Below are 20,508 nucleotides of genomic sequence, written 5' to 3' on the forward strand. Positions count from 1 at the left end.
ACCTACCTACGCAAATACGTTAAGTAATCAAACCGGATTCCTATAGGAGTAATTTTATGCGTGACTTCATAATAAAATTGGTCAAAACTATCATCCAGATAATGAATGCTCCGATGCTCATATTGTTTATCGTCACTACAAAGAAAGAAGTGATTCTTGTGGATGTAAGACGATGGTCAAAGATAGTTGAGCTAGTTGATACTTCTGACTGGGTTAACTTGCTATATTTGCTTTATAAATATCCCGAATTCAGAAGTCTTTACTATTACAGAATTAAAAAAGGTAACTTTCTAGGATTGGTACTGATGCATATTATAAAATTCTTTTATAAAGAATGTCCAAGTCTATTTTTATATTGCGATAATATTGGTTCTGGACTATTTATTCAACATGGCTTTAGTACTATAGTAAATGCAAGAAGCATTGGTGATAATTGCTGGATTAATCAACAGGTAACAATAGGATACAGCAGTAAAAATAATTTTCCGACAATTGGCAACAATGTAATCATAAGTTCAGGTGCAAAAGTGATTGGCAACGTCACTATAAATGATAATGTGATAGTAGGAGCAAATGCAGTTGTAGTCAAAGATGTTCCCAGTAATTGTGTTGTTGTCGGTGTTCCAGCTTATATAATCAAGAGAGATGGCGTGAAAGTAAAAGAGCAGTTGATTTAAATTTGTTTATTAACAGATTATAAAACCTATAGAATATCGCACTAATTACGGTATGCAGAGCAACTGAACAAGGAGAAGGGTGTTTTTACAAAAGTCGGATGCTCCCAAAGTGAGAAATTCTTAATTTTTTGATTTGCAATTTTTCATGCTGTGGTGGGTATTCTGACTTATAAAGATATGAGCATAAGTACATCTATGTCACTCCTGTCTAGAAAAAGTCAAACTCAGCCCTGGTTACACTTCTTATTTCACCAAAACTCTGTTCAGAAAAAGCCCCTGTTCAGACTTCTGTTTGCTTTCTCTGCGTTTTTGGTCTTAGCTGCACCGACAATTACTAATTTTCCAGGAAGCAAGCTGCTAGCAGAAACCGCAATTTCTCAGGATCTTGAAGCAGCTAGCTTTTTCCAGCAGGGAGTCACGCGCTATAATCGCAAAGACTTACAAGGTGCAGAATATGCCTTTCGTCAGGCATTGCAGCGAGATCCTAACCTTGGGGCTGCGCTAAATTATCTGGGTAATATATTCATGGAGCAAAATCGCCTAGATGTAGCTTTACAAGAATATACAGAGGCGATTAGGATTAATCCTAATTTTAGTGAAGCTTATTACAACTTAGGGCTAGTGCTGCATCGTCAGGGACAAAAAGATGCTGCGATTACGGCTTATCGTCAAAGCCTTGTGATAGATCCCACAAAGGTAGCAGCGCTGTATAATCTGGGATTAGTGCTGTATGAACAAGGACAGCTACCGGAAGCGATCGCAACATACCAGCAAGCAATTAATTTAGATAGCAGCAATACCAACGCTTATTTTAACTTAGCGATCGCCTTGCAACAACAAGGTCAAACAGAGCAAGCGATCGCAACTTATCGTCAAGCCTTGCAGCTAGATCCTCAAAATGCCACAGCTTATAACAACATGGCAAGTTTGCTAGCAATCCAAGGCCAAGCTTCTGAAGCTATTTCTGTTTATCGGCAAGCTATTCGCCTAAATCCTAAAAACGCCTCAGCTTACTATAATTTGGGAGTCACTTTATATAATCAAGGCGACATCAAGAAAGCTAATGGAGTCTTGAAACGTGCCCATACTGAGTATCGTGAGCAAGGTAACATTGAGCAAGCTCAGAAAATAGAACAACTAATGCAACAAATTGCCCAGAAAATTCAGCCACAACAGCCTCAAGCCAGTCAAACAGCTACTCCTTCTCAAACTCCAGACAACACAAGTAATGTAATACAAACACCTGAGCCACAAACGCCAAATCAACTAGAAAACCCTGTCTCAGTTGAACAACAATCTACTTCAACGAGTTCCGGACAATAAAAAAATCAGAGTTAGAAATAAGTTAATAACTTCTAACTCTGCCAATTTTCGATTTTAAGTAGCAATTTTGATGTGCTTACAGTGCAACTTGGATTGAAGGAAAAATCTAAAATCTAAAATTGAATGACTTCTAAATTTTTTAAATCGGCAAACGATTGATATCTTTATTGCAGCCAATAACTACCATTGCTGAACCACGTTCTAAACGTTTGGTAGGGTCAGGATTAATTTGAAATTTACCATCCTGGCTCACCGCTAGCAAATTTAACCCGTAGCGGTTACGAAGTTGAAGCTCGGTGATTGTTCTGCCGTGAAATTCATCAGGCACAATCAACTCTACAATACTGTTATCTGGGTCTAGATCAAATCGATCTAAGATTGCTGGTTTAGTAAGTGTACGCGCTAGAGCGCAACCTGCTTCATACTCAGGAAAAACAACATGATCTGCTCCTACTCGCCGCAGCAGTTTACGATGAACTTCACTAGAAGCTTTGGCAACTACATGGGGTACGCCAGCCTCTTTCACATTTAGGGTGGTTATAATGCTTTCTTGAACGTAGTTGCCAATCGCTACAATTACAGTATCAAATTCAAAAATCCCAGCTTCTTTTAGTGCGGCTGGTTCTGTAGAATCTAATTGCAAAGCATGACCAACTATTCCCTCAGTTAATGCTTCGGAAACTCGTTTTTCATCAATATCTGTTGCCAGTACTTGATAACCGAAGTTGTGCAGTGTAGAACAGACGGATCTACCAAAACGACCTAATCCAACTACAGCAAATTGTTGGTTATCTTTACGTAAACTGCGAAAAAAACTTAATGATGAAAGATTCACCCTTTTTATCCTTATAATGGCTCCCTGTATTTAGGGCAAAAAACGGTTATGATACTTGAATTAAAAATCTTATTTTTTGCCTTCCAATGTATATTTTATCAGTTTAGTCATTAGTCATTAGTGAGTTGTCAAGAATTATTATCCCCGCACTCGCTAACTATCCCACAAGGAGATTTTCTTCAGGATAGTGAATTCTACTAGGGCGTGGATCTCCAAGTATCGCGGACATCAGTAGTAAAACACCTACTCGTCCAATGTACATAGTCATAATGAGGATGAGCTTTGCTGTTATAGAGATACTTCCTGTAATACCTGTTGAAAGCCCCACGGTGGCGAAGGCTGATACCACTTCAAACAAAATTTGAATAAAATCCAACGTTGGATCTGTAAGGCTTATTAAGACAGTAGCTAAAATCACGGTTGCTACTGAAGCTACCAACACACCCACGGCTTTCAAAATTAAAGATATTGCTATCTTGCGATCGTATAATAAAACTTCTTCTTTACCCTGAAGAATCGTTTTGGTGCAACTGGTCAAGACTCTGAGAGTTGTTGTTTTCATACCTCCTCCCGTACCACCTGGACTTGCACCAATAAACATGAGTGCAATCGTAATAAATAGACCGGCATTGGTCATTTTGCCAATATCTATAGTGTTAAAGCCAGCAGTTCTAGGAGTAACTGATTGAAACCAAGCTAGTAATATCTGGTCACGAAAATTTAGAGAACCAAATGTTTCTGGATTTCTGATCTCTATACAAAAGAATGCAATTACTCCTATTACTAACAATATAATAGTTGTACTAGTTGCAACTTTAAAATCTAGAGAAAATATTTGTTTATGATTTTTTTTGAAAAGGCAATCGCGCAACCAAAGGTACATTTCCAAAATTACCTGATAGCCAATTCCTCCAAAGATAATTAACATTGTGATAGTAAAGACTACTAAGAAAGATGATTGATACCCAATTAAGTTATCTTTAAATAAACTAAATCCAGCATTATTCCAAGCGTTAATACTATGAAAAATTGCTAACCAAAGTCCTTTACTCCATCCATATTCAGGAACAAAAGCTGGTAGAAGTAAGAAGATACCTGTAATCTCAAAAATTAAAGTTGTAGCAATAATTGAACGGATAACTTGGGCACTACCACTCATCCCTGGTCGATCTAAAGCTTGTTGAATTGCTATTTTTTGCCGCATATCAAACCTACGGCCAATGAGCAAAATCAGAAATGTGGTAGTTGTCATGTAGCCCAACCCACCAATCTGAGCTAATAGTGCAATAAACAATTGACCCCAAAAGGAAAAATAAGTACCAGGATCAACGACTGATAAACCTGTGACACAAACTGCGGATGTCGAGGTAAATAGTGCCACAATCAGGTTATTCCATGTACCATTGCTAGTCGAAAAAGGCATCATCAACAGGATAGTACCGACAGCAATGACAGCCAAAAATCCCAAACAAATTGTCCGAGCAACAGTCATAATTAATTCGTAATTCCTAATGGGCTTCTCTGCGAGATGCTAAAAGCGAACGCCCTGCTACGCTAACGTAATTCGTAGTTAAGAACGTTAGATTTAACCTGGGTTTACGCCTTTTGGATATCGTATCTTTTTTGGATAGTTGGTATAATTTTGAGCAAGAACAGTTTGTTCAGGTAAAACTGAGAAATTTTTCTAAAGAGGATTAATTCCGGTTTAGCTTTCTTAGAACAAAAATACCCTTATTTAATTAAAAACTATACATGGTAGTCTACCAGTATGTTTTTTTGAATTCTACTTCGTCTCAATACTACTTTTTCATGAGTGCAACACTTTATCAACAAATTCAGCAATTTTACGATGCTTCATCTGGTCTGTGGGAACAGATATGGGGCGAACACATGCACCACGGCTATTACGGCGCTGATGGTACCCAGAAAAAAGACCGTCGTCAGGCTCAAATTGATTTAATCGAAGAATTGCTCAATTGGGCAAAGGTAGAAGCAGCAGAAAATATCCTAGATGTAGGTTGCGGCATCGGTGGTAGTTCTTTATACCTTTCGCAGAAGTTTAATGCTAAGGCTACAGGGATTACATTGAGTCCTGTACAAGCAGCGAGAGCAACGGAACGCGCCTCAGAAGCTAATCTGAGTCTGAGAACACAATTCCAAGTCGCAAATGCTCAAGCAATGCCCTTTGCTGACAATTCTTTTGACTTGGTTTGGTCGCTAGAAAGTGGCGAACACATGCCAGATAAAACCAAGTTTCTCCAGGAGTGTTATCGAGTATTGAAGCCTGGCGGCAAGTTAATTATGGTGACTTGGTGTCATCGACCAACTGATGAGTCTCCACTAACGGCAGATGAGGAAAAGCATTTGCAGGATATTTATCGGGTGTATTGTTTGCCTTATGTGATTTCTTTGCCAGAGTATGAAGCGATCGCACACCAGTTACCATTACATAATATTCGCACTGCTGATTGGTCAACTGCTGTCGCCCCTTTCTGGAATGTGGTAATTGATTCTGCATTCACTCCCCAAGCGCTTTGGGGTTTACTAAATGCTGGTTGGACTACCATCCAAGGGGCATTATCACTGGGATTAATGCGTCGCGGTTATGAGCGTGGGTTAATTCGGTTTGGCTTATTGTGCGGCAATAAGTAGAATTCCACTTCAGCAAAAAGATGTAATCTAGGAGCATTGACGTAGATGTTCCTAGTGATACATTATTATACTTAAATACAAGATTTGGAGCGATCGCAAAACTTGTAAATTCTAATGCAGATATCGGGGAAACCTTCTAAAATTAAGTTTCTTATTGTTAAATTGCTGAAATGCCACTCGAACTGCAAAACCTAACAGGCGGTTACACCACAGTCCCAATTGTTCAAGACATTAACCTCACTCTGCAAACAGGAGAATGGTTGAGTTTAGTTGGTGCTAATGGCTCAGGTAAATCTACTTTATTAAAATTGCTGAGTCGTATTCTCTCCCCACAGCATGGAACAGTTCTACTTGATGGCAAAGCAATTCATTCTCAACCCCCAAATTTAGTTGCACAAAAACTCGCATTATTACCGCAACAACAAACCGTTCCCGTAGGCTTAACAGTGCGACAATTAGTAAGTTTAGGACGCACGCCACATCAATCTTGGTGGCAATGGGAATTAAACGCCCAAGATTGGGTTAAAGTAGAAGCTGCAATTAAAAAGACGCAACTAGAAAAATTGAGCGATCGCTTAGTTGAAGAACTTTCGGGTGGTGAAAGACAACGCGCTTTTTTAGCTTTAGCACTAGCGCAAGAACCAAAAGTTTTATTATTAGATGAACCGACAACTTTCTTAGATATCAACTATCAATTACAACTATTAGAACTACTGAAAAATCTGAATCAACAGCAAGAATTAACTATCGTTACCGTTCTACACGAACTAAACCTAGCAGCACGATATAGTTCTCGCATTGCTTTATTAAAACAAGGTCATCTTTGGGAAGTTGGCAAACCTGAAGAAGTTTTGACACCAAGTGCGATCGCCCAAGTATTTGGTGTGGAATCTGTGATTATTCAGACACCTGTGGGTTTACAAGTTTGTGCAATTTCTGCTGTATCGTTATGAGCCAATTACTTTTCTGATGCAAGCCAGTCAAATGTACCCTTGGGAAATGCCTTCTTTATCTGAAATATTTATCGACGGATTAACTTATCAATAACTTTGTTATTGTCACCAATTGGTTGATCAAAATTGAAAGCTTTATTAACAATAACTTGCTTGGGTAATTGAGCGCCATTTTGGACATATATTCCTGGCAATACACTCAGTTTAAACTCTTTAATCTCTTTAACCTCTTTAGATTCATTTACCAGACTTACTTTAAGCTCATGAAGAACTCGCTGCTGTTCTTTGACAATTTGGGTTAGTTCGTTTAGTTGCTGAGTATGTAAGTCATCCAATTTTTCATGGAGAAGTTCAATATTTTGTCCAGCCCTTAAATTCACCTGATGGTCAATTTCGGAGTTTTTCCGATCAGTATCAGACTGGCGATTTTGACTCATCAAGACGATGGGTGCTGTGTAGGCTGAGGCAAATGAAAACACTAAATTAAGCATCATAAAAGGTGATTCATCCCAGTGGGGAACCCCAGGCATTAAGTTGATACCAACCCATCCGGCCAAAACAGTGCTTTGCCCAATGAGAAATCCCCAAGAACCCACTTGCGCTGCAAATTTATCAGCAAGGCGTTGTCCGCGAGTCAGTTCTTGAGTGGAAGTGTTTTGGACTGCTGGTTGTATCTCTACAACTTGAGGTTTTTGAACTACTTTGGCATCAACATTCTTAGACGATACTTTTTTGAATAGATTCATGTTGCACCTCTTGGCGTTATTTCCGTCTGTGTTTATCCTGATGACTTTTAATCTACGCTGGTTAAACGATAGGAGTAAATATTGTTTTTTCTCAAAATGATAGAAAAAAGTGATGGTAAGCAAAAAACTATCTTCAGATAGATCCCTAAAGCTGCGTCAGCAAAAATATTCATCTAAACACTTAGATAGCCCATTCTGTAAAGGAATGAGCTATTTAGTAGGGAAATAACGAGCAAGCTGAACACTCATCCTAAGATTTGGTTTCTTGGGTCTGTGCGTCGATAATTACACTCCAGTCATCATTTGTCACAGCAGCTTCAAGCTGACGCTGACGTTCGGCTATACTCGCATCTATTGTTTCTGACTCTTTAGAGAGGGTTGTGTCAGCCATTGCTTTCCGCAGCTTTAGCTTTTTCTCTTCGTAGGCTTGACGTTCCGCCTGCGACATTACTGCCTTTGTAGCTTCGCCTACTGTACTAGCCCACATTTCGCTTTCGGACGCATTACCAGGTGGTGTGGTTTCGAGTTCTGCTATCCACGCATCTCGCAAATCTTCCATATCTTGACGCTTGGGGAACTTGAATGCTTGCACGCGCACAAAAGCACACTTTTCCTGACCATTTTGGGTGACATGACTATTTAGGGAAAGCAACACATTTCGAGAATAGCCAATGTACTGCGTGCAGCGTTCTGCATCTAATACTGAGTAAACACCAGCAATTTTAGCGTTCTGAGCAGATGCACTCCAAGTCTCAAGGCCAATGATTTCAGTACCATTGTTTGCTAGTTCAGGGGTTATACTCACCTCAATGGCAGTGTGTTCGTCATCGGAACTATACAAAAATTCATGTAGCCCACGGTGGTTTATGGGGACATTTTGATGTTCAATTGGCGGGTTGTGCTGGGTTTCCATCGTAGTTGCTCTCTGAGTTATTAATTGGCGACGCAAGCAAATATATGCCTTTAGAATATTGAAGCTTAAATCTACTCACATCCCCAAATTCTTGCTGACAAAGCGAAAACAACTATTAGACCTTATATGAATCAATTAACACCTAAAAATTGGATATTCATCAAACAGCGACTTACCCCCTATTTATTTTTACTACCCGCCTTGGTTCTTTTGGGGTTAACAGTCTTTTTGCCTGCGCTGCAAGCGTTTTACCTCAGCTTTACTAGCTATGAAGATATCGCCCAGCCGCCACAATGGATAGGTTTAGCCAACTTTCTTAAACTTTGGAAGGATGCAGTTTTTTGGAAAACCTTAGAAAACACTTTTTTATATCTTGTGGGCGTAGTCCCAATTTTAGTAATTGCTCCCCTAGTGCTGGCAATTTTGGTAAATCAGAAACTGCGGGGGATGAATTGGTTTAGAGCAGCCTACTACACCCCAGTAGTAATTTCAATGGTGGTTGCAGGAATAGCTTGGAAATGGCTGTATGCAGAAAACGGATTACTGAATCAGTTTTTGAAAGCTTTGGGGCTTTTTCCAGAAGGTATTCCTTGGCTAACTAGCCCAGCGAAAATTTTTGGCATTATACCAATTTCTCTTGCCAGTGTCATGGCTGTCACCGTGTGGAAGGGACTAGGCTACTACATGGTGATTTATTTAGCGGGGTTGCAATCAATTCCTGCTGATGTATACGAAGCTGCTGCGATCGATGGTTCCGATGGTATTAGCAAACATTGGGATATTACCATACCTTTGATGAAGCCATATTTAGCATTAGTAGCGGTGATTTCAGCTATTTCTGCAACCAAAGTTTTTGAAGAAGTATACATTATGACCCAAGGGGGCCCACTCAGTAGCTCAAAAACGATCGTTTATTACCTATATGAGCAAGCTTTTAGTAACTTAGAAATCAGCTATGCTTGCACAATTGGTTTAGTCCTATTTTTGATAATTTTAGGGTTATCAATTTTGCGATTAGTTATCAATCAAGAGGGTGGAGATAATATCACAATCTGAATATTTATTTAATTTCAGAAATATTGAAAACTGATACAAAAATTTGCATTCTTAGTTACCAGTGCTTGAGGGAATTGCTTGTTGCGTAATTTTAAGCTTTTATGCAGCTTAATTAGAATGTAAATAAGTCTGCACAATAAAACACATAATTTAAAACCGCGTTTGATACTCCACTACTGCACGACTATCATCAGTTAAATTAGTGGAAGCACGCACACGAAATTCATCGTTTATCCGGTAATTAACACCCCATTGAAAGGGGTCATTTGTTGTCAAAATCTTAATACTGGAAACAGATATTTTAGTAGAAATATCGACCCCAGCCTCGGCCGCTAATTCCAAAGTTGAACTGCTCCTTCCAGCTTCGGGATTCTCAGAAATAACAGTAGGGAATATCCGCAGTTCACTTAAACCAAAGGTACTCCCAATCTGGTTAAAAGCAGACTGAAAATTATTGAACACAGCCGACCCTGCAATGTTAATCAGTCCCAAAGTACTGTCACCACGCCCTTGGGTGTCTACAAATCCACCTCCTAAAAGAGCAACAATTTCGGTTTGACTACGTGACGGACTGCTTGTTAATTCTAGATTTTCATTGAGTTTGCTGGCTAGACCGTTGATAGTAGCTTCGACTCGAACACTCTCTAAGGCTGATAAACCTGTGGAATTTACTTTACCGAAGTCATTACTTTGAGTTACGTCCAGTACTTTGGCAAATAGGCGAATATCTAAGTTGGGGTCGCGGGGTTCAGAGGGACTAAAAGTTGCAGTGTGTTTATAGCCACGAGCAAGATTAAATTGGGTAGTAAATAAATTCACCCCTCCTTGTTCTAACTGGATAGTACCATTGGGTACGGGCTGATTGATCGAGCCGTTAACGATGAGATTACCAGTGGCGCGGAAGTTGAGAATAGGGGGACGGGTAATTTGGACATTTTTACCGAGTTCTAAATCTAGATTATTAAATCTAGCGATACCTGACGGCAAGCCTTGAGCCAACGCATTTCCCTTGCCATTTTCAATTTCAGCTTTACTCTGTTTATTCTCTTTTGTGGGTGATACACCGAGACTACTATTTGCAGATGAAGTCGCATCGGTAGATTCTGCCAGCAATACCTGACCGTCAAATAAACTTACTTTACCGCCAATCGCTGGGTTAAGGGCAGAACCAGTAATCTGCAAATTGCCGCTAGCGCCTCCTTGGTAAAGTCCCTTGAGATTTAAGGCTAACTGATCGAGATTAACAGTTAGGGGATTGGTGATACTCACGTTCTGATTGTTGAAAATGGGAATTTCTCCAGCAACCTCCACCTTCCCACGGCTAAATCTACCCTGAAGGTTTTCTACTAAGATGCTGTCAAAATTAAACAGTACTTTACCTGTGACACGTCTCAGCTTACCTGGTAATGCCTGAGCTGAAAAAGTAGCATTATTAACAGTAGCAATTCCATCTACTTGGGGTTTTTGCAATGTTCCGCGTACCTTAAGGTCTACTTCTCCTTCACCTTTTTCAAAAACCACTTGATTCGTCAATGCATTTAACAGTCCCAATCCCTCGTTTTCTAATTTCACATCCAAACTGATTTGCTCACTGTCTGGTGCAACGGTTGCAAAAGGCAATTTATAAGGGATACTGCCAGTAATATCAACAGGTTTTGGCCCTGCAACTGCTACAGTACTACCAAAGTTTAAGCGTCCGTTGGCATAGCTGAAACTTGCCCTTGCTGATTCTATTGCTTTCTGATTCAATAATCCGTCTGTGATTTGCAATTCCCCTCTAGCTTGGGGATTAGCAATGCTACCTGCTAAAGCTGCTGTACCGTTAAGATTCCCTGTAATTCCAACTGGCAGTTTGACAACATTATTCAGTAGTTGCACCGGAAAATTATTCACCCGCAACTGGCCAGATTGTTCATCACCGCCAACGTTACCCGTAAAGGCAATCAACCTGTTTTGAGATTCGATTCGTAAAGGTCGCAAACTCAAAACACCGTTTTCAAAGTTGCCTTCGGCAATCACTTTGTCAGCAGTATAATAACGATTTCGTTCTTCCTTTTTACCCCAAGCAAAGTTTTGTCCATTCAAATTAAAATCCACTGATAATCCATTGGCTGTAGCTGTATTTAAAGCCACTTCCCCGTTGAAAGTCCCCTTTAAGTCTGCCAAATCTGGTATTGGAGTGGAGTTAAGTCGCTGTTCTTGCTGTTCTGCTACCAAAGTTTCAATTTCAGAAAACCGTTGGATTTGGGTTAATAAAGGTTGATTTGGTACTCCTTGGGGGGTAGTGGCTAGATCCTCTGCTGTGCCGTAGATTGCCGCTGAACCACCTGGCAAATTTTGTAAATCAAATATCTGTGTTAAAGCCAAAACATCTTGGATCTCTCCTTGGCTGACGTTCAGTTTACCTTGTAGTTGAGGCCCTTTAGAGCTTTGGGCAAACGTACCGACAAGGGCGTAGCTACTTTTACCTTTGACAAATTCGCTGTTGGTAAGTGTGCCTTTGCCATCACTATAGCGGAATTGAGCAGCTATTCGATCGCCGCGAAGCCGGCCAATTTGCGGATTAGCGATCGCTAAATTCCCCGTTGTTGCCAATGTCTGCTGATTAAACAGCAAATCCCCAGTTAACAACCCAGCTATCTTACCAGCGCCCAATCGAGTAATTGGTGGCGGAGTCAAATTCAATATTTGTAAGGGGAAATTTGCAACTTTTAGCGCCCAATCATTCCCTTGAACATTACCTGTAGCTGATGCTTCCTGCCATTTTACTAAGAAGGATTTCGGGCGATTATTGGCATCTAAATTGAAAGATAAGCGATCGCGATTACCCGCCAAGTTTAAACTCAAACCGCGTCCCCGTACTGAATCAATGTTTCCAGTTAACAACGGCTCAAAAGCAATATCTTGAACAACTAAGTCTCGTAAATTAATTTGTCCTACCACATTTGGCAAAGGCAACTTACCAGTGACTTGTCCATTAAAATCGACTCTACCCGCTACAGCAACCTGATTAGGAAGATTAATCGGTAACTGTTTTAAGTTGTAATTCTGCGCTTGGACGTTGAGATTTAAGGCAGTAATTTCCGGTATACCTGCCTTTTTAGCATTGGCTAGTATGTTACCACTCACACTTAAACCGGGAGCAGTTGCTCGCTCAATGGTCAGCCTTTCACCACTCCAAGCGATCGCAGCCGTGAGGGGTTGCTCAAGACCAGGAAGCCCTTGGGATAATTGCACCTGTCCAGCAGCACGCACATCAGCTAATTTGGACGAGCCTACATTGCCAGCTAATTGTAACTGACCGCCAAATTGGCCCCGCAATTGCTGATTGAACCGATTTAACTCCACACCAGTAGCATCAACTACAGCTTGATAGCGACCATTAGCCAATTGGATATTAGAAGCTGCGATCGTTCCACCTGCAACATCCAGCCGTCCTTGACCACTAGCTTGGATAGTTTGCGGTTGGAAGGATTCAACAGAACCCGCCACGTTTGCTTGACCAGTTAATGTCCCTCGTAGCTGTGGTGGTACTGCTGCCAACTGCTGCAAAGGTACATTATTTGCCTGAACTTGTGCCTGGTATACACCATTAGCCACTTGGATATTAGAGGCTGTAATCGTCCCACCCGCAACATTTACCCGCGCCTGACCCATAGCTTGGATAGCTTTAGGTTGGAAAGATTCAACAGAACCCGCTACGTTTACTTGACCAGTTAACGTCCCTTTAAATTGCGGTGGTACTTTTGCCAATTGCTGCACAGGAACATTCTTAGCCTGAACTTGCGCCTGATAGCCACCATTAGCAAGTTGGATATTAGAGGCCGTAATAGTTCCACCCGCAACATTTATCCGTGCTTGACCACTGGCTTGAATAGTTTGCGGTTTAAAAGAATCAACAGAACCCGCTACATCGAACTGACCAGTTAACGCCCCTTGAAACTGCTTTGGTACTTTTGCCAATTTCTGCACAGGAACATTTTTAGCCTGAACTTGCGCCTGATAGACACCATTAGCCACTTGGATATTTTTAGCTGTAACCGTACCATCGCCAATAGCAAGGCTACCTTCACCATTGCCACGGAGGGTTTTCAGGCTGAAATTATCTCTGTTACCTGCGATTTGGAACGTACCCGCCAAAGGATTATTTAAAGCTGGAGGAGACTGTTTCAATATTTGCCCTAACCGCACACCATTAGCTACAAGTTGAGCAGAGAAGCTTTGGTCTTGCAATTGGACATTAGAAACTGCAACTGTGCCGCCACCAATTTGAACTCCTGCGCCATCAGTGCGAATCGTGGCAATTTTAAATGGTGCTGTGTTGCCTGAGAGGATGAGACGACCATTGAATTGTGCCTCCGCCAAAGAGACATTTTGTAGTTGACTTTTGTCTACAAATGGTTCTAATTTTACCCTAGAGGCAACAGCCACAGCTTGCCAACGCTCATTAAGATAACTACCCGTTGCCCGAACTGTTCCACCACTTACATTAAGAGCCACATTACGGAAAGAGACGTTACGATTTGGAGCGATCGCAACTTCACCAGTTCCAGGATAAGTTCCGTTAGGGGCTTGAAACTGTACCAAAGTTTGGACATTGGTAGGAGCGCCAGTTAATTGGGCTGTAGCTGAGACATTGCCGATTTGGAACGCAGGTGTTGTTTCATAAACTTTTGCGATCGCATCCCCTGGAACATTCTTGGCAGCGAAATTTAAATCCAGTCGCGGCGTTTTACCAAGTTGAATTGTGCCAGCGCCTGTGATATCACCACCAATTTTGGCTTTACCTTGAATATCTTTTAGGGTAATTAAAGAGGAACTAGAACTAGTAACAAGCTCAAATTTACTACTGATGCTATTGAAATCAACTTTATCAATGCGGGCAGTTTGAATCGTCGCAACTGAGCCTGAGAGAATTGGCTCTTTAGTCGATCCGGTAATCTGCAAATCTGCTTGTACTTGTCCAGCGATCGGTACAGGTAGTTTTACCTTCAGAGTCTCCTGGGCATTAGCCAAACTCACCGCATTTACACGCCCTGCCAACTTAAAACCAGCTTGAGTGTCGATGATTCCCGTAGCCACTACAGGAATTTTGCCGTAGTTGGTAGTAATATTGTTTAACTGCAACTCCGTTCCCTGAAAACGGAGGTTTCCTTGGCTATTACTCAACAGTTGCGGGACTTTGGGTATTTGAAGTGTTACCCCTTGCACAGCCGCATTGCCATACAATAAAGTCTGTTGCCCTGGTGTCAACCGAATTAATAAGTCGCCATTGGCTCGACCCGCCTGTAAGTTCACTGGTAACTTAATCAACCGAGTAATATCCGCAGCCAGCAAATCTTGTGCTTTCACTTGAAAGTTGCCCGCTAGCACCTTGGAACGTGTCTCTCCCTGAATGGAAATATTGCCACCACTGTCTGCTTGTCCCCCCACTTCAAACCGGATTAACTGGTTGTTTGCTAAAAGTTGGGCAGAACCGTTAAGTTGAGAAAATGTTACGGGAGAGGTGGTAGACGCGGAAGATATTTCCTCCCTTGCTTCCCCTGCCTCCCCTACCTCCCTTTCTCTCTCCTGCGGCATCAAGGACAGCTTGGCATTGCGAAACCGCAAGTAGTCCAAATCAGTTTTAATTGCACCGCCTCCACCTGACGACGCTATGCTAGTGGAAACCCAGCGCCCTTGCTCATCCTGCTGAATGTAAATATCTGGGTTGACTAAGGTTACATCTAGCTTTAGATGGCGGTTAAAGATTAGTTGTAACGGGTTAAAACCCACCTCCACAGATTCGACTGTCGCCCGATCTGGATCTGTAGGTGTGGCTGGGATAGCTGAAGCGCCAAACTGCACTCCCGTTAACGAAAATTGTGTGACTTTTCCCAGTTTTACCGGACGGTTGAGTGTAGTAGTCAGACTTTGTTGTGCCAATGGCGTTAACTCTGTTTGGACAAAAGTCCACAACCGCCAAATACCGATGATAACTCCTAACAGTAAAAGTCCACTCAAGGCAATGCTACCCCGACTCAACACCAGCAACCACAGACGCTTGCGGATAGGGGAGGGGGAGTGAATATCTTGATGGGGAGATTTAGTCATTCGCTTTCACTGTATTAATTGCCGGATGTCGCTGGCACACACAAGCATTAACTGACACATTGATTCAGTATGCCATTTCCAGGATACGCCAAGTAAAGCAAAGACCCCATTAGTTAAGTTACGGTATTTGCTTGATCCAATACTTATGCTTAATAATATTGGCGTTTTCAGGAAAATCTGATCTTAATAAACTGAAAATTGTTCCTTTGACTTTCGCACAGGTACAACCTAGAACTTTAATATGAATAGACTTTAAAAAAGACAGATGATTACACCAATGCGTGTTTTTGTGTTGATTTTTAACGCTCGAACGGAAAATGAGGGGATTCACACGATTCGGGAGGGCGATCGCAATAAAATTCTGATGTTCGAGTCAGAAGACGATGCCACGCGCTTTGCCCTAATGCTGGAAGCTCAGGATTTCCCCGCACCGACACCAGAGCCAATCGATGCTGAGGAAATCAAGGAATTTTGCGAAAGTGCTGGGTATGAATGGGAAATCATCCCAGAAAACAGCAATTTAGTTGTCACTCCCCCAGAACTGAACGTAGAACAAACTGACTGGCAAGCAAACGCCCAGAAGGAGGATACTGTTGAAGACACCTTCCCTCTCAATCAACAGCCACTAGAAGAACCAGAATTATCTGATTCTGAACTAGAGAAGATGCGTCGCAAATTGGAAGGATTGCTTTAATTAGTCATTAGTCATTAGTCATTGGTGAGCCAGTGCGGTCTTGGGGGTTTCCCCCATGAGCAACTGGTGAACCCGAAGGGTCATTGGTCATTGGTCATTGGTCGCTAACTGACTAATGACAACGGACAACGGACAAAGGACATAAGGATAAATGACAAACTTGCAAGAACGTGGGCATCTTTTAACCGAGCTGGTAAATCCTAACAGTCTTAACTTAGACCAGCTCAGTTCTCTGGAATTGGTAGAACTGTTTAATAGCGAAGATCAAAAAGCAATTGCAGCGGTTGCAGCGGCGAAAGTTCAGTTGGCTGAAGCGATTGATAGCACCGCAGAGCGTTTGCGTCACGGAGGACGCTTATTTTACATTGGCGCGGGCACAAGTGGCAGGTTAGGGGTGCTAGATGCTGCTGAGTGTCCACCTACTTTTTGTACGCCCCCAGAGTTGGTACAGGGGATTATTGCTGGTGGTGCGGGTGCGCTGGTACGCAGTTCGGAGGATTTAGAAGATAGCATCGAAGATGGTGAAGCTGCGATCGCTGGGCGACACATTACCCAGCTAGATGTAGTTGTCGGTATTACTGCTGGTGGGACAACACCTTATGTCCACGGTGCCATTCATGCGGCTCGTCAACGAGGAGCCAGTACTATTTTTATCGCCTGTGTTCCGGCTGAACAAGTTAGCATTGATGCCGATATTGACATTCGCCTATTGACAGGGCCAGAAATCATCGCCGGTTCAACTCGCCTGAAAGCTGGTACAGTCACGAAGTTAGCTTTAAATATCCTTTCCACAGGAGTAATGGTTAAACTAGGTAAGGTTTATGGTAATCGTATGGTGGATGTAGCAGTAACAAATCAAAAGTTACGCGATCGCGCTTTACGAATATTGCAAGACCTCACAGGCTTAAGTCGGGAAGCTGCTGGTTTTTTATTAGAACGTAGTGGCAAGTGGGTTAAACTAGCATTATTAATGCACTGGACTGGTTTGGAAAAAGAGGATGGCGATCGGCTTCTTTCAGAACACCAAAGTAATCTTAGGGCAGCTGTTATGAGCTATCAAAACCACAACCAATCTTAAAGACATTTTCCTAAATAAATACTCTACAGGTGGCTGCTACTTATCTGAGCAGCACACCTTTTTTTAAAGATAATATTCCCTAAAAAAGCTCGCTTCAATTAAGTTGTATTAATAAATGTAAAATTAAATAAATATTTTTAACATTCATAGCCAATTTTAATAAATAAATTTAAAAATTCCTCAATATTACTAATCATTTTAAACAAAAATTCAGAACTTATACGGATAGAATTCCGTATGAAAATTATTAAAATAATCAGTTAATACTGAATGCATCCTAATGATCTGGACTATAGCAAGCTACTTGATTCGTAAAGTCTACCGATAACAAACTGTATGAAATCGGATTTATAGATTAACAGGATTTTTGGTATTTTCTCATCATTGTCTTGATTTTAATAAACTTGATTTTGACTGCTATATATCAATTTTGATGTGTCTTCTGACCACTATACAACTAGTGTGGGTTTTTCAATAACTGGCTTTTTAATACAAGGAATAAAATATGACCCACTCGGAACTTATTCTTTCAAATAATTTAGTTAATGAATTTAAAACTTGTACTCAACTGCAATATAATGGAAAATTAAACATTAAAAGTTCAAAGGGTGGCCAATGGACTTTTTATTATCGCCTGGGACGTATCGTTTGGGCAACAGGGGGTACTCATCCCTTCCGGCGCTGGCGTAGACACATGGCTCAAAACTGTCCTCAGATTGATGTTGATAAATTGCTGTTGCGTTCACAAGACATATCAATAGATTACTGGGATTACCGCCTTTTAGAAATCTTTTATAAAAAACAGAGAATTCAGAGGGAACAGATTCAGTCTATTGCCGAAAGCACCATAGCAGAATTATTATTTGACTTAGCATTGCAAGGAAATTTCGCTTCTATAACTTGCAATCGTAGCCAAGAAGTTATCCTCGAAACACCGATGAGCTTTACGAGTGCAGAAATGTCTGTAAAGCACATGCAAGATTCATGGAAAACTTGGTCAGCCGCAGGTTTAGCAAATTTTTCTCCTAATTTGGCACCGGTTTTGCGGCGACCAGAACAACTCCAGCAGATGGTAAGTCTATCTGTCTACAAAAACTTTTTGAATTTAATCAATGGCAAATTCACTCTCTTAGATTTAGCTGTGAAAATGAAGCAGAGTGTACTACCACTCACCCGTTCGTTGCTTCCTTATATCCTTAAAGGAATCATCGAATTGGTAGAAGTACCTGATATGCCGTTAGTAGTGACTGAGACAAACAATAAGCCTCACACTACACAACCAAAGAAACCGAATGCTCCATTAGTGGCCTGCGTAGATGATAGCCCTCAAGTCTGTAAAATGCTAGAGGATATTATTACTTCCAATGGACTAAGGTTTATTAAAATTCAAGATGCTGTACAAGCACTCCCAACCCTAATTCAAGATAAACCAGACCTAATTTTCTTGGATTTGATTATGCCAGTTGCCAGTGGTTATGAAATCTGCACTCAGTTGCGGCGAATATCAGCCTTTGCTAATACACCAGTGATTATATTAACAGGCAGTGATGGTCTTTTAGATAGAGTTCGTGCCAAAGTAGTCGGTTCTACAGATTTTATTACTAAACCCGTAGCGCCTGACAAGGTAATGAGTATAATACGTAAGTATTTACCTACATTGAGTGTTCCCATTGAGAAGAGTAAAGCCAATGTATAGGAATCCGCTTTGATTTCTGTTCGCGCAGCCTGGCGTAGCCATAGTTACTTGCTTTAACTAGTAATAGGCAATAAGCAATAAGCAATGCGAAAAGAGCCTTTTTAGGTTGCACTAAGTTTTTCAAAAATAGAATATAAGTTCTAGATAGGTTTGTAATTAGAGAGAATGAATAATTTTTATTGATAATTAATCATCAGTTAGTCTGATTGGCTTAAAAATTTCATTTCTCAGTATTGGACTATAACTCAGTAATACCCAGAACCAAATTTTTACAACCTATAGACTTTCTCGCGTCCATAAACATAAAAAGAAGCCAGAATTCAGAAGGAATAATTAGGTAGCAATATGAAAGCTACTTAATTATTTTTTTGTAAATATTTAAATATTTGTTTGATTATATTCCTATAAAATTACGCTTTAATTATGACGAATAATGCTTTTATTCTTTCTTGATAAAATTTTTTAATATTCACAAATATATATATTAAATTCTGTCCGCTACGTACTTTTTCTGAGGTTAATAGATAAAGATTGAATCAAAATTAGACAAATACAACTTTTTGTATTTATAGCAGTCCTATTTGAGTTGTGAAATATTGATTATGACATAGAAAGGGCTAGTCTCTAGTCCTTTCTATGTCAGGAATTACACATTTAAAACCTAAAACCTCGTTGGCGCACTCCCACTAGCTCCCTTTTTTAAGGGAATTGGGGAATCTTTTGTGCGTAATTCCTGCATGTCTTTGTTCATGAATCATTTAGGATTTGTATATCTAATTTGTCTACATTCTTAAAATTTTTTAAAGGGTAATTATCATGAATACTGTTTTAGTTGTTGAAGATGGCTTAACAGATATGGAAATAATCAGCCGTTACTTGCAACAAGCAGGTTATTCTGTAATTAGCGCCACCAGTAGCGAAGAAGCTCAAGACAAAATAGATAAAAACAAGCCAGACCTCATATTTCTCGATGTAATTTTACCAGGAAAAAGTGGCTTTGAAATTTGCCGAGAACTGAAAAATAACCCCGACACTAGCAAAATACCTGTGGTTTTTTGCTCTACCAAAAATAGTGATGTAGATAAAATTTGGGGTAATATGTTGGGCGCTGATGGTTATCTATCAAAACCGATTGATAGAGAAGAACTAGTGGTAATTTTAAAGCGATTAATTCATTAATTAGTAAAAAGGCAATAAATCAACGAACATTAAAGGTCACTATTTCTAATATATAAGCTCTACAAGATCGAATAACAAAGGCAAATAGTGGCTAGATATAAACAATCAAGAACAAAGGATAAATAACTTTGGAAACCAAGGAAAAGTTTTTAAGTTTTAATTTGGGAGTGAAAGATACAGCTGTCATTTCTTTACAACACATCACAGAAGTTTTGCAAGTATCATTACCTGAAATATGTGGTGTTCCACAGATGTCGAGTAGCATTTTGGGTATTTATAACTGGCGTGGTGAGATGCTTTGGTTAGTAGATTTAGAGGCAATGTTAGGTTATCCTCCAATTTCACAAGGAGCAAATTTAATTTCAATAATGATGGCGATTGTTCTGGAAAACAATGGTAAGTATTTAGGACTATTGGTGAAACAGCTTATAGATATTGAATGGCTGGATATTCAACAAATGAAACCCCCAAGTTCCGAACTATTCTATCCTAAAATATCACCTTTTTTACAGGGATACTTTATTAATAATTCCGAAGATATAATTTTTAATTTGGATGCGATCACGATCATCCAATCTCCCATCTGGAAGATTCACAATTAAAAATTTAAAAT

Annotated in this window: 15 protein-coding genes; 10 read left to right on the forward strand and 5 right to left on the reverse strand. The window is 40.4% G+C overall.

Annotated elements, in window-relative coordinates:
• Positions 1-56 precede the first annotated feature (56 nt).
• Positions 57-677, forward strand: coding sequence for a serine acetyltransferase (locus GJB62_RS10205; RefSeq protein WP_114084080.1), 621 nt, complete (start codon positions 57-59; stop codon positions 675-677).
• Between the two features lie 195 nt (positions 678-872).
• Positions 873-2,000 (forward strand): tetratricopeptide repeat protein, encoded by a 1,128-nt coding sequence (locus tag GJB62_RS10210; RefSeq protein WP_242060676.1) that lies wholly within the window; start codon positions 873-875, stop codon positions 1,998-2,000.
• A gap of 139 nt (positions 2,001-2,139) precedes the next feature.
• On the opposite strand, the gene GJB62_RS10215 is transcribed toward GJB62_RS10210, so the two are convergent.
• The gene (locus GJB62_RS10215; RefSeq protein ID WP_012412256.1) at positions 2,140-2,835 is read right to left on the reverse strand and encodes a TrkA family potassium uptake protein; all 696 of its coding nucleotides are present in this window, start codon (positions 2,833-2,835) and stop codon (positions 2,140-2,142) included.
• 157 nt (positions 2,836-2,992) lie between these two features.
• Complete coding sequence (locus tag GJB62_RS10220; protein ID WP_114084079.1) at positions 2,993-4,327, reverse strand: TrkH family potassium uptake protein; 1,335 nt, start codon at positions 4,325-4,327, stop codon at positions 2,993-2,995.
• 317 nt (positions 4,328-4,644) lie between these two features.
• Between GJB62_RS10220 and GJB62_RS10225 the strand changes: the two genes are divergently transcribed.
• Positions 4,645-5,487 (forward strand): methyltransferase domain-containing protein, encoded by an 843-nt coding sequence (locus tag GJB62_RS10225; RefSeq protein ID WP_114084098.1) that lies wholly within the window; start codon positions 4,645-4,647, stop codon positions 5,485-5,487.
• Positions 5,488-5,657: 170 nt separating this feature from the next.
• Positions 5,658-6,440, forward strand: a complete 783-nt coding sequence (locus GJB62_RS10230) for an ABC transporter ATP-binding protein (protein ID WP_114084078.1) — start codon at positions 5,658-5,660, stop codon at positions 6,438-6,440.
• Between the two features lie 68 nt (positions 6,441-6,508).
• On the opposite strand, the gene GJB62_RS10235 is transcribed toward GJB62_RS10230, so the two are convergent.
• Both GJB62_RS10235 and GJB62_RS10240 read right to left on the reverse strand, forming a co-directional pair.
• Positions 6,509-7,186 (reverse strand): DUF1003 domain-containing protein, encoded by a 678-nt coding sequence (locus GJB62_RS10235; RefSeq protein WP_114084077.1) that lies wholly within the window; start codon positions 7,184-7,186, stop codon positions 6,509-6,511.
• Between the two features lie 250 nt (positions 7,187-7,436).
• Positions 7,437-8,099, reverse strand: coding sequence for a GIY-YIG nuclease family protein (locus GJB62_RS10240; protein WP_114084076.1), 663 nt, complete (start codon positions 8,097-8,099; stop codon positions 7,437-7,439).
• A 126-nt stretch (positions 8,100-8,225) separates the two neighbouring features.
• On the opposite strand from GJB62_RS10240, the gene GJB62_RS10245 reads away from it, so the two are divergent.
• On the forward strand, positions 8,226-9,155 hold the full coding sequence (locus GJB62_RS10245; RefSeq protein WP_114084075.1) for a sugar ABC transporter permease: 930 nt from the start codon (positions 8,226-8,228) through the stop codon (positions 9,153-9,155).
• Between the two features lie 150 nt (positions 9,156-9,305).
• Here the strand turns inward: GJB62_RS10245 and GJB62_RS10250 are convergent, their stop codons facing one another.
• A complete protein-coding gene (locus GJB62_RS10250) occupies positions 9,306-15,248 on the reverse strand; it encodes a translocation/assembly module TamB domain-containing protein (protein ID WP_114084074.1) in 5,943 nt (1,980 codons plus the stop codon).
• 265 nt (positions 15,249-15,513) lie between these two features.
• Between GJB62_RS10250 and GJB62_RS10255 the strand changes: the two genes are divergently transcribed.
• From GJB62_RS10255 to GJB62_RS10275, 5 genes are all read left to right on the forward strand, one after another.
• Positions 15,514-15,942, forward strand: a complete 429-nt coding sequence (locus GJB62_RS10255) for a DUF3110 domain-containing protein (RefSeq protein WP_012412248.1) — start codon at positions 15,514-15,516, stop codon at positions 15,940-15,942.
• 151 nt (positions 15,943-16,093) lie between these two features.
• Positions 16,094-17,020, forward strand: coding sequence for an N-acetylmuramic acid 6-phosphate etherase (gene murQ, locus GJB62_RS10260; protein ID WP_114084073.1), 927 nt, complete (start codon positions 16,094-16,096; stop codon positions 17,018-17,020).
• Between the two features lie 505 nt (positions 17,021-17,525).
• A complete protein-coding gene (locus GJB62_RS10265) occupies positions 17,526-18,716 on the forward strand; it encodes a response regulator (RefSeq protein ID WP_114084072.1) in 1,191 nt (396 codons plus the stop codon).
• Between the two features lie 816 nt (positions 18,717-19,532).
• Entirely contained in the window at positions 19,533-19,895 is a 363-nt protein-coding gene (locus tag GJB62_RS10270; RefSeq protein WP_114084071.1) for a response regulator, read from the forward strand.
• A 128-nt stretch (positions 19,896-20,023) separates the two neighbouring features.
• Positions 20,024-20,497, forward strand: a complete 474-nt coding sequence (locus GJB62_RS10275) for a chemotaxis protein CheW (protein ID WP_114084070.1) — start codon at positions 20,024-20,026, stop codon at positions 20,495-20,497.
• Positions 20,498-20,508: the final 11 nt, after the last annotated feature.

Source organism: Nostoc sp. ATCC 53789 (genome assembly GCF_009873495.1).
Lineage (GTDB): Bacteria > Cyanobacteriota > Cyanobacteriia > Cyanobacteriales > Nostocaceae > Nostoc > Nostoc muscorum_A.